This window comes from Pseudofrankia coriaricola (assembly GCF_032027725.1).
Lineage (GTDB): Bacteria > Actinomycetota > Actinomycetes > Frankiales > Frankiaceae > Pseudofrankia.
The window spans coordinates 1-11,498 of record NZ_JASNFO010000156.1; the positions used below are offsets into that span (position 1 = coordinate 1).

The 11,498-nt window shown below is 67.9% G+C and carries 9 protein-coding genes and 1 pseudogene; 2 read left to right on the top strand and 8 right to left on the bottom strand.

Features of this window, described 5'->3' with window-relative positions; translation table 11 throughout:
- The 8 genes and pseudogenes from QOZ89_RS45885 to QOZ89_RS45920 form a co-directional block, all read right to left on the bottom strand.
- Positions 1–659: IS1634 family transposase (locus QOZ89_RS45885; RefSeq protein ID WP_491723697.1), on the bottom strand; the 659-nt coding region annotated here is incomplete at its 3' end.
- Positions 566–1,399, bottom strand: a complete 834-nt coding sequence (locus QOZ89_RS45890; protein ID WP_198543327.1) for an IS1634 family transposase — start codon at positions 1,397–1,399, stop codon at positions 566–568. The genes QOZ89_RS45890 and QOZ89_RS45885, both read right to left, overlap by 94 nt.
- A 147-nt stretch (positions 1,400–1,546) precedes the next feature.
- Positions 1,547–1,882, bottom strand: coding sequence for a hypothetical protein (locus tag QOZ89_RS45895; RefSeq protein WP_131804035.1), 336 nt, complete (start codon positions 1,880–1,882; stop codon positions 1,547–1,549).
- A 153-nt stretch (positions 1,883–2,035) separates the two neighbouring features.
- Positions 2,036–2,619 (bottom strand): annotated as a pseudogene (locus QOZ89_RS45900) (IS1634 family transposase); the annotation flags it as partial.
- A gap of 241 nt (positions 2,620–2,860) precedes the next feature.
- Entirely contained in the window at positions 2,861–7,780 is a 4,920-nt protein-coding gene (locus QOZ89_RS45905; protein WP_071049587.1) for a diguanylate cyclase, read from the bottom strand.
- A 137-nt stretch (positions 7,781–7,917) separates the two neighbouring features.
- A complete protein-coding gene (locus QOZ89_RS45910) occupies positions 7,918–8,148 on the bottom strand; it encodes a transposase (protein ID WP_206745019.1) in 231 nt (76 codons plus the stop codon).
- Positions 8,149–8,163: 15 nt separating this feature from the next.
- On the bottom strand, positions 8,164–8,478 hold the full coding sequence (locus tag QOZ89_RS45915) for a hypothetical protein (protein ID WP_206745017.1): 315 nt from the start codon (positions 8,476–8,478) through the stop codon (positions 8,164–8,166).
- Positions 8,479–8,539: 61 nt separating this feature from the next.
- Positions 8,540–9,319: an ISL3 family transposase gene (locus tag QOZ89_RS45920; protein WP_206745018.1), complete on the bottom strand. Its 780-nt coding sequence runs from the start codon at positions 9,317–9,319 to the stop codon at positions 8,540–8,542.
- 368 nt (positions 9,320–9,687) lie between these two features.
- Between QOZ89_RS45920 and QOZ89_RS45925 the strand changes: the two genes are divergently transcribed.
- A complete protein-coding gene (locus QOZ89_RS45925; RefSeq protein WP_083418815.1) occupies positions 9,688–10,458 on the top strand; it encodes a TetR/AcrR family transcriptional regulator in 771 nt (256 codons plus the stop codon).
- Between the two features lie 332 nt (positions 10,459–10,790).
- On the top strand, positions 10,791–11,498 hold a 708-nt coding region (locus tag QOZ89_RS45930; protein WP_312630296.1), incomplete at its 3' end, for an IS630 family transposase.

The window sequence follows — 11,498 nt, forward strand, 5'->3', positions numbered from 1 at the left end:
TCGACCTCGAGCAGCTGCTTGTATCCCAGGGCGATGTCCTGCGCGCTCATCGTGGGGTCGGCGCAGCGCAGCAGGTACTTGCCGTCGAGGTTCTCCTCGGCATTCGCCCTGGCCTTGTCGATGCGCAGCAGCCCGCCGGGGGTGACGCGCAGGAACCGGTTCAGCCCTGGCATCGTCGAGATCTTCCCCCGCAGTTCCGCGCGTTTGTCCCTGCTGAGTTGGTCCGACTCGGCGATGAGGCCTTCGAGCTGGTGGATCAGCTCGGCGCGGATCGCCGCGTCGCGCTGTGCGGCGTCGGGGTTGAAGCAGACGACGAACCGGTCGGTGGCGTCGGGCAGCCGGACTTCCTTGACCTGCAGGTTGTCGGCGACGTGCTGGTAGCGGCCCTGCCGGGAGAGCGCGGCGGTGGCCTCGGCGGAGTCGGACCGCAGCTTCTCGCCGATGATGTAGGCACCGGCCCCAGCCTGGAGGAACCTGCGGTTCTCCTTCGAGGTGAAGCCGCGGTCGGCGACCCAGATAACCCGGCCCAGGCTCCAGTCGCGCATATCCTGCTTGACCTGCCGGATCAGCGCCGAGTCGGCGGTGTTCCCTGGCCAGCACCAGATCCGCACCGGGATCGCCTCGCGGGTGACGGCGAGCCCGACGACGATCTGGGGCAGGTCGTCCCGGCTGTCCTTGGACTTGCCGTGGACCCGGAACCCTCCTTGTCCGGGTCGGCGCTCTGCTCGTCGGTGGCGGGCTCGCCGCGCCAGTCGCGCGGCACGTCGGCGTCGGGATCCTCGGTCTCGAAGTAGGTGGAGGTCGTGTCGAAGAACAGCAGGTCGACCTGGAGGTTGAGCAGGTCCGCGACCTGGAAGTACACCTGCTTCTCGAACTCGCCGCGCACGGCGTGTAGCCAGTCCATCGCCCGGTAGCAGGCGTCGTCGGACACCTCGCCGAGCCCGTCGATGTGCACGTCCTGGCTCATCCACTCGGCGGCGGCCAGCTTCGAGGCCGGGGCGAGTGCCCGGTTCGCGACCAGGGCGAACAGCACCCGCTCCGCCGTGGCCGCGTCACGGGACCGGCCCCGCCCCGACGAGGCGAGCCCGGTCAGGATCTTCTCGATGCCGAGCCGCCGCCAGATCTGGTCGAGCACGTAGGCGCCGCCGTAGGGCCGGGACCCGGTGAACACCAGCCCCGAGCCCGCCTCCGCCGTGGCCGCGAGCGCGTCAGCGGGGTCGAGCAGCCGGCCCAGCGACGCGACGAGGCGGCGGACGGCGTCGGTGTCGAGGCCGTCCTCACGGCCGAAGCTGTACAGGATCCGCGGGACGGACCGTCCCCTGCCGGCGTCCCACTCGTTGTGCGCCAGGTGCAGGTAGCGGACCGGGCCGGTCTTGGACTGCCGGGTCGTCGTCTTCACATACATGTCTCTAGCCAGAATACAGGAAACCCCTACCAACCAGGCAGATCCTTCCTGGCCGTTTCTCTAGGACCCTTCGACCGTGTGACCAGGCCACACCGTCCTGACCAGCCACTTCGCCCAGCCAGTGTCTCTAGGCCCCCCGAATTACGCGGAACGCAGGCCGAACTCGCCAGCGAACTGCGCGGGCACGCCGCTTTGCTTCTTGGTGCGTACAGGCCCGGGGAATACGCCGGTCTCATCGATCGCGAACAAACAGGTCACCGCCCGGCGCTTGAACCGCTGCCACGCCGTCAACGCCCTCACGTCCGCGCCGTCGTCGATGAGGAACATGGCGATGTGGTCCGGCACCGGTTCCACGACGCCCACACGGTCGCAGAACCTGCCGAACGCTGCCCACACACGCCGGTAGTCCTCGACCGACGTCTCCGGGCGCCCGCTGCCGGCCAAGAGCCGATCAGCCCGCCCGATCAGAACCCACACGCCACCCGCCACCTGTGACCACCGCCTTCCAGAGACCGGACAAGACGGCAACCACGCAACACCCGACCGTTATGTCGAGCGACAGGCCCCCTAAAGCGGCTCCACCAGCGGGAACACCGGTCGGCCTCACATAACCGATCGCTTCACATAATTCGAATAGCCCGACTCGCGGAACCCGTCGCCCTGGTCGGTCTCGAAGTAGAGCGTGGTCACGTCGTAGAGAACGAGGCTGGCCGGTCCGAGCGCCGCGTGCGCCGCGCAGGCCGCGGCGAGGCGCCGCCGCCAGGCGTCGGTGGCGTATCTCGGCAGGGCGCGTTCGATCGTCGCGTAGGAGGCCGCGCGACGCCGGTCTCCTCCAGGACGCGCCGCGAGTCGAGCTTGCTGGTCGGCTCGATGATCCGCGCCAGGACCAGGTCACGGAACACCCGGTCGGCGCCGGTGGCCTCCCCGAGGCCGACCGAGTCGTAGGCGCGGCACAACGCGTCCCACAGATGCCCCATCCGCGAGGCGACGATCGGCAGCGGGCCGCCCGCCGCGCCGACCGTGTCCAGCCCGAGGTCGAGTTCTCCCTGCCCGGCTGCGAGGCGCTGGTTCGCGACTGCCCGCAGCGCCGCCAGCTCCGCCTCGTCGTGCGCGGACCCGATGTGGTCCATCGCCCGCGACCCGCGCCGGATCGAGTACACGATCTGCACCGCGGTCGCCCCCGACGCGGTCTTCACGGTGCGCACATAGGCCACGGACACCCAGGATAGGGCCCGGCTTAGTGCACAAAATCCGGCACCCCAGCGGACGATTCCGCAGGCCAGAGACTTTCGATCTTGCCGAGACGATCAACGTGAGGGAAGTCAGGTTGAACACTTGGGGGTCCGTGTACTTCGGGTTACGCAGCGGCACGCCGACCCGACCCCGATCGATTCCTGCTCTGGGAGTTCGGGTCTTGCGGGATGACTGTCCCTCGCCGGCGTGGGACAGCGCGTACTATCCCGATGCGGGGCTTGTGAGTGCCGTTTCCACCCGGTTTCTGCCGCCGCTTTTGGCGTGGTACAGCGCGGCGTCGGCGAGATCGATGAGTGCTTTCGGTCTGGCCTTGGGAGTGGGGATGATCGACGTGGTGCCGATGCTCACGGTGATGATCTGGTTGGGGGCCATCGAGTGTGGTTCGGCGATCTCCTCAACGGCGGCGCGGATTCGTCGGGCGATTCGGGTGGCGGTGGCGATGTCGGCGCCGGGCATCACGACGGCGAACTCCTCGCCCCCGTAGCGGGCGGTCAGATCGGTGTCGCGGGTGTTCTCGGCCAGGCAGGCGGCGACCCGTTGGAGGCATCGGTCGCCGGCAGTGTGGCCGAAGTGGTCGTTGTAAAGCTTGAAGTGGTCGATGTCGACGATGGCCAGCGCGACGGGTGTGGCGTTGCGTTGGGCTCCGTGCCATTCGGCGTCGAGGACCTGGTCGAGGCGTCGCCGGTTGGCCAGGCCTGTAAGCGGGTCCGTGATCGAGAGCTGTCCGAGCCGCTGGTTGGCGGTGGCCAGTCGCTGGTTGGCGGTGGCGAGTTGCTGGGTTCGCTCGGTGACCTTGTGTTCCAGTGATGCATAGACGAGGGCGTTGTCGAGCGAGACCGCTAGTTGCCCGGCGATGAGCATGATTCCTTCGAGGCGTTCGGTGGTGAACGCGCCGTGGATCATCCGGTTTTCCAGGAGCAGCATTGACCGTAGCTCGGCTCGGATCATGATGGGTATGGCTAGCAGGGAGCAGCGGTCCAGGTCGGTGAGGTATGGGTCGCGGCTGAAACGGTCGTCGCGGGTGGCGTCGTCGACGACGACGGGTTCGTGGGTGCGCTCGGCGTACCGGATGACCGAGGGTGGCAGGAGGCGCCGCCGGCCGGCCTCATCGAGCGAGACGGTGTCGTGATCGTCCAACGGCACCGACCAGCTGCGCTGCTCCCGGTCGTGGAGGAGGAGGTGGACGCTGGTGGCGCCGGTCATCGCGGACAGGATTTCCACGACTCTGTTCCGCAGGCCGTCGATACTGGTTTCCGAGCTGAGGACCTGGGAGGCGGCGGCTACACCGAGCAGGTCGATGGTGCCGGTGGTGACGCGGGCGGCGGACTGCGCCTGTGGCCGCACGAACGGATTTGTCCCGGAGGGCTCGGCCCCTAGCTTCGAGTGGGCCCAGTCGAGCCGGCTGACCTTGGCGGTGGCGCCCCAGGCCGCGTAACGGTCACGGGCTTCGGCGAGCAGCGCGTGGCCGGCTCGCTCCATGCTGTGAGCCAGGTAGAACCGTGCGGCGCGTTCCAGGATCAGCGCCTGGTGCCACGGGCGTGCCTGGGCGGATGCCTCTTCCTGTGCCACGTCGAAGGCATGCGCCGCTTCGCGGAAGTCGCCCACGGCCCAGGCCCGCTCGGCCTCCGCCCAACGGAGCAGGTGCAGGAAGTTGACGGGCGCGTCGGCAGCACGCGAGGCCAACCACTCGACCAACGAGTCCAGCTCGGTCAGTATGGCGTTGCGCCGGTCCGGTTGTCTCGTGCAGGCCTGCCCTGCCAAGGCCAGGATCCGCAGCACACGCGCCACGACTGCCCTGTACTGGGCCTCGGTGGCTGACAGCAACGGCATCACGGCCGCCGTGTGCCGGGCCAGCTCACCTGGGTGGTCGAGGATGGCTGCGGCGAAGGCCCGGCTGAGGTGCAGGTCGACGACGGCGATCGGGTTGGCGGCCAGCATGTTCAGCTGAGCCGCCTCATCGGCCGGCGATTCGGTGCTCTCACCTCGCAGTGCCCTCGCCAGTTGGCGATACTGCCGGAACGCCTCCTCGGCTCGGCCGTTGCCGGTACGAATGGCCAGTGCCAGCGCTTCGTCGACCTCAGCGACGAAGCTGTCAAGCGACGGCGCACAGTCCAGCAGGCCGCTCAGCAGCACGTAGTGGTTCCAACATGCGTACTGCGGTTCAGCTCCTTGGATCAGGCCCTCCAGCACGCGGCGCGCCGCCGACAGGTTGTCCTCGAGGGGGTCGAACCAGTGACCGACACTGATCACGTACATAAACTGCGCCTGCCATACCTCAGGCTCATACCCGCGGGCCTGCGCGACAGCGAGGATGCGCCGCACGATGCGATACCCAGTGCGGTAGTCCCGCCTGCGGGCGATCGTCACATTCGCGGCGCCGCTGGCTGGACCGACCAGGGCACGATCCGGGCCGCACCGTTTCCACATCTCCACCGCCTGCAGGCTCAACCAGGTCATCATCTGCTCGTCACAGAGGTACGCCGGGTGCGTGAGCCGGTCGATGAGCTTCATGGCGTCGAGCCGCGAACGGTCGGTGATCTTCGGTCGTCGCAGGTCGTCGGCTTCACTGGTCTGGTCAATCCACTGATAGAGCGCGTCGAGCCCGCGGTCGATCTCCGATTCCAGACGGTCGCGGTCCGGGACGGCGAAGCCGAGCTGTCGCAGCTGGTCGAGGCCGAGCCGCATCGCCTCGCCGGCAGGCCCTTGGTTGGTGAGGCTGCTGACCTGCACCACGGTGGCGGCCGTCCGCCCAGCCGGGCGGGTACACAGCCGGCAGATGGACTGGTAGACCTCGTTGGCCTCCTCCAAGTGGCCAAGGCTGTACAGAGCGGCGTGACGGCCGGTATGGAGCGTGATCAGCTGGTCGGCGTCGGCCGGGTCGACGAGCGCCACAGCCGCCGCCAGGAATCTCTCCACCAGCGAATAGTTACTCACCAGCTTCGCCTGGTCGGCCGCTTGCCGGAAGAGCCTTGCCATCAGCTGCCGCTCCTGCGCGGAGTGCACAGCGTCGGCCACCCGCAGGTACTGCTCCGCCGCCACGGCGAAGAGCTCGGGCCGCCCGGCGAGGCGCCGGGCCAGCCGCAATCGCGTGGCGCGCTGCGCCTGCGGGGTGAGGCCGCTCAGGATTGACTCCCACGTGCGGTCGTGATGGAACCGCACGCTGGCCTGGCCGTCAGACTCCAGCACCAGGAGACCGGCGGCGAACGCGGGAGCGAGCCGCCGCTCGATCTCATCCGCCGAGAATCCGGTCGCAGCCTCCAGGTGGTCCAACTCCATTCGGCCGGCCAGGCACGCCATCACCTCCAGCATCTCCCTGGTGGCGGGCGGCAACGCGGCCACGCGGACGGCCAGCAGCGTGGCCACGTCCGCCGCTGCCATCCAGCGACTCAACGCCGCCCGGTCCCATCGCCACCCACCCTCCCCGACGGCTAGGACCCCGTCGTGGCGCAGCGCGCCCAGCAACTCCACCGTGTCGTACGGATTACCTGCCGTGCATGGCGCGATCAGCCCCGCCAGCTCCGCGGCGGACTCCGGGGCCAGACGCAGCAGGTCGGCCACCATGGCCGCCTGGCCGTCCGGCGTCAGGTTGGCCAAGCGCACCTGGTGCGGCCCGGCTGGCCGCCGACGCCACCGGGCGAGCATCGGCGTCAGCGGATGAGCAGCGTCCACCTCGCTCTCCCGGTAGGCGCCGACCAGAAGCAGCCCCTCGATCTGTTCCGCTCCGCCGAGGATCAGGTCGAGCAAGCCCAGTGGTGAGCGCCCGGCCCACTGCAAGTCGTCGACGAACATCACCACCGGTCGCTTCCGAGAGGCAACCGCACGCAAGACCCCGATCCCGATGCGCTGTCCTCGCAGCTGCGCGGTCATCGGATCGCCTAGAGCTGGGGGGACCCTCAGCAGCGTCGCCAGCTCCGGCACGATGGCGGTCGCCAGCCCGGCGTTGGCTCCCAACGCCCGCAGCATCCGCTCCCGCACCGCGACCAGATAGTCCTCCGGCTCGGCCAACAACAGCCGGCCCAACGCCCGGAACGCCTGCCAGACCCCGTCACTCTCCGGGTCACGACGATTCTGGTCGAACTTGCCCGCAACGAACCAGCCGTCGACACCAGCCACGATCGGCCGCAGCTCATTGACCAGCGCCGTCTTGCCAACCCCCGGAGCCCCGCCAACGAGCAGCCCGCCGCAGCGGCCCATCATCGCCTCGGCGAACACGGTGGCCAGCTCGCCGATCTCCTCCTCGCGCCCAGCCAGCCGGGAAGGCGTCAGCGGCCGCCGGGGGAGATCGTGCTCGCCGGGATGCGCAAGGTCGGCGCCCTGACGGACCAACCTGAGATCGTGTATCAGCCCGTCGGCACCCTGGTAACGATCGTCCGGCTCCTTCTCCAACAGATGCATAATGATCGCCGACAGACCGGCCGGCACCGCCGGGTTCATCTCCGCCGGCGGTACCGGCACCCGCGTCAGATGATCATGAATGATCCGCGGCGGGTCCCCTTCGCCGAAGGGCGCCGTGCCGGTCGCCAACTCATACAGGGTCGCGCCCAACGCATACAGATCGGCCCGCTGGTCGACCGGACGACCAGTCCGGCCGGTCTGTTCCGGCGCCAGATACGGCACCGTACCGACAATCTCCCCGGGGGGGACGAAGCCGGACTGAACCGTCGTGAAGGTCGTGGCGAGCGCGAAATCGCTCAGATACGGCGCGTCCAAGTCGCCACTTACGACAATGTTTGCCGGGTTGATGTTCCGATGTACCACGCCTCTGGCGTGCATCCCCCCCATGGCCCACGCAATCTGTTCGGCCAGCTTGATGAGGTCAGCCGGCTCCAGCGGAGAGCTCCACTCGGACACCGCCGTTCCGCCGACATCGGCAAGCAGGATCGACCCCGGATCCGGCGAAACTCCAACCGCCAGATGCACAACCCCCTCGACCTCGGACAACCGACTGAGGATCTCCACCTCATGGCGCAACCGTTGCGGCGCCCCAGGCCCCAGCGGTTCCTTCCGGATCACGCTCCCCGTCAAGAACACCAGCCGAGCCACCCGAGACCGCTCCGTCTCATGCAGCAGCATCACCGCCGCCGGCGGATCCGGGCCCCGTGTCATCCTCGGGGATTCCATATGTCGATCCTTACATCACGTCACAGATTGCTTACACCTCCCACCTGCCCACACTGAGCCGCGCCCGAACCGGTCCTTGACAAACCGCTCGCGACCACCGCGATGTGGGCGATCGCGTAGTTCGGTTTTGGCGACGATCACGTGACGGCCTGGTCCGCGAGTTGTCTGATCAGTACGCGCTTGCGGAGCAGGCCGAAGTTCGCACGTCCGTACATTTGCCGTTTCAGCATTTTCCGGTTCGCGGTGCCCTCGACGGGTCCGGAGCTGTGCGGCAGCGTGAGTCCGGCGACGACGGCGTCGTAGTCGTTGCGGAGGTGCCGGGCGAACGAGACGAGCGCGGGCAGGGTGTCGCGGTCAACCGCGTCGATCCAGGCGTCGAGGTGCTAGCCTTCGAGCTTGGTGACCATGCGGGCGAAGTCCGCGACGTGAGTAGCGAGGTCGTCGAGCTCCGTGCTTCTGGCGAGGACCGTCTTCAACGCGAGCTGGTCGTCGGGGTCGAGCCGGTCGGGTCGGGTCATGATCCAGCGCACCGTCTCGCGGACCGTGGGCGGAACCGGACCGGGCGGCGGGGCGGTACGGCCGTCGCGGAAGCGGCGCAGGTAGCGACGGACCGCCTGGTCGGAACCGCGGTAGCCCAGCTCGGTGATCTCGCTGGTGAGGTGGGCTGCGTCGGTGACGCCCTCGTTCCACCGGCCCACCGGCGGTGCAGGTGCTCCTTGTACGGATCGATCTTGCTGCGGCGTTCGACGGACTTCGCGATCAGCTCGTCGACGCTGGTCGCGTCGGCGAAGCGGCGCACGGTCTGGATGTCGAGGTGCAGGGTGCGGCTGACCGACGCGCGGCTGTGGCCCTGAGCGAGTAGTCCCTGGACTTCGGCGTACCGGCGGCGCGTACGCGTGACGATCGGCTTCTCGTGCGTGTGGACGACTGGCGGCGGCTCGCTCGAGACGGGTGCCGGTACGGTGGCCGTCTCCTCGACCGTCGTCGGTGGTTCGGCGAGCGCGCTCCGGTAGGCGGCCACGGTTTCTCGACCGCCTCGCCGAGGTTCTGCCAGAGGTGGAAGCGGTCGGCGACCTGGACGGCGTCGGGCGCGCCGGCGCGGGCTCCTTCGGCGTAGGCGCCGCCGCGGTCGCGGCAGACCACCTCGACACCGGGGTGGGCCCGCAACCAGTCGGCGAGCGGGTCGGCGTCGCGGCCTTCGAGCAGGTCCACAGGCCGGTGGCTGTCCATGTCGACCAGGACGGTGCCGTACACGTGCCTACGGCGCAGCGCGAAGTCATCCTCCCCGAGCACCGCCACCGTGCCGACCTCAGGGTCGGGCAACCCGCGCACCCTGTTCAGCAGCGTGTCGCGGCCGACCGTGATCCCGAGCTGCGCCGCCAGGCGCGCCCCGGCGCGGCCGGCCAGCGCCAACCCGATCGCCTCGCACGCCCGCCGCGCCAGCGGCGTGTACCGGGCGTACGGACTCGTCAGCCCCTCGACCTGCTCGGCGAACGTCACCGCCGGACAGTCCGCCACCGCGCAACGGAACCGGCGCACCAGCAGGTCACGACGACCCGGACGCCCGCGACCGCGGTGTCCACCAACCGCCGCCGGTACCGGCCGTGCACCCGCGTCGAGACCACTCCACAACGAGGGCAGCTACCAGACACCGCCCGCGGACGAGCGACCAACCGCAGCAGGTCGTCGACCCGCTCCACCCGATCCACGACCACGTCCGCCAGATGCGGGAACAGGACCCCGAGGTCAGACAGGCACCGAACACACGATCGCAGCAGCGCCCACCTGGTCCGCCAGGGACCAGGCCGTTACGTGATCGTCGCCAGAACCAGTGATCGCTCTGGCGATGCGTTGGTGCCTGCGTTGCGCCCTGTCCCACCGAGATCAGAACCCAACCTGATCACGGCATGAAGGATGGAGGTTCGTTATCGACTCGTTCTCCCAGTCGACACCGCTCTGGTATAAGTAGAGGCGTGTCAGCTGAGGAAAACCAACTCTCGCCGGCCAGCACTCAACCGTGTTCGCAGGCGGGTCGCAGCAGTTTACAGCGACGGCGTCACAACTCGGGCGAGGGATACCAGCTCCGCGCGGAAATCACAAGGGCCGCCATGCGCCTACTTGAGACGACTCCGTCCTCCAAACTCACACTACGCGCCGTAGCGCGTGAAGCCGGCATATCGGCGCCAGCGATTTACCTTCAGTTCTCTGGCCGCCAGGAAATGATCCTCCATATCGCCAACCTCGCCTGGCGAGAGTTGGCCGCGGAGATGGAGCACGCCGATGGGCGAGTTCAAAACGACGAGCCCTACAAACAACTTCAGGCCCAAATTCGAGCGTACTTGCACTACGCGCTAGCTAGCAAAACTCGCTACGAACTGCTATTCGGCGTCGATCCCGGAATTGAGCTGGAAATGGATGACGAGCGCCTACCCACTCGACCCGTCTATATTACCCTTAGACGCGTCATCGAAAGGTGCCGAGAGGCAGGCTACGTTTTGCAGCTCGACAGTTTGGATGACATGACTGTTCTCGTCTTTAGCGTCGCCCACGGAAACGTCGCGCTCGCCCACGCAATGAATTCTCCGTTAACCGGACCCGCGCAAATTCACAGTTATGTCGATCGCGTCCTGTGTACGTTGGTCACAGCACCGCCCGAGGCCATAGGTAAGGGGCGCTGAATGGAATAGCCCACCTCGCACCACGACACACGTCGCGCCGAGCTCGATCTCCCAGGGTTGTCCTCGAGCCCGCGGAAGCCGATGTGGCGATCCCCTGCCTGACGGACCCGTCGGTAGAGAGCGACGAACCGGTCCTAGTCAGGCCCTCCGGACGCGAACATCATGCTTTCCGCGATCGCGGTGCTGACGAATTGGATGCGATGTTCGGTAGCAGTCGCGCCAGCGAGGCACCGTCGCGTGCCGCAGGGTGCGATCGGGGACTAGTGTCTCGTGATTCCGTTTCATTTATATGGCCGTTCGGCTAGAATGGTGGTGTGGAGCTAACGGCGGATATGCGGTCGGAACTGCTGTCCATGGTGAATGACAGCAACGTTCCTGCGAATGTGGCGACGCGGGCACGAATCGTGCTGTGGTTCGCCGACGGCCTCCAGAAGAAGGACGTCGCCGAGCGAGCCGGGGTCTCGCTGCCGACGGTCTATCTGTGGCTGTCTCGTTATGAGAGCGACGGCATCGACGGACTGGTCGACCGGCAGCGCGGGGCGCCGCGAGAGCAGGTGCCGGCACGGATCCGCGGCCGCGTCCTCGCGCTGACCCGCACTACCCCGCCGGCGGAGACGGGCCTGACGCACTGGTCGAGCCGGGAGATGGCCAGGTACGTCACCCGCACAACAGGGACATCGATCTCGTGGCACTACGTGGCCAAACTGTGGCGAGACAACGGGTTGAAGCCACACCGGCAGGGCACCTTCAAACTCAGCAGGGACCCGGCGTTCGCGGAGAAGGTCGCCGACATCGTCGGCCTGTACCTCGCTCCCCCCGAGGCGGTAGTGGTGCTGTGCGTGGACGAGAAGACCCAGGTCCAGGCGCTGGACCGGACCCAGCCGCTGCTGCCGATCACGTTCGACGCGAGCGAGAAGCGCACCCATGACTATGTCCGGCACGGCACCACGAACCTGTTCGCCGCGCTGAACACCGACACCGGCGAGGTCTTCGGCGAGTGCCGGCCCAGTAAGGACGGCGAGAACTTCCTGGCCTTCCTG

What these genes read in the sequence shown, in the direction of transcription:
- QOZ89_RS45905 (WP_071049587.1), bottom strand. Translation starts at nt 7,780, where the DNA reads ATGGAATCCCCGAGGATGACACGGGGCCCGGATCCGCCGGCGGCGGTG.
- QOZ89_RS45925 (WP_083418815.1), top strand. Translation starts at nt 9,688, where the DNA reads ATGAAGGATGGAGGTTCGTTATCGACTCGTTCTCCCAGTCGACACCGC.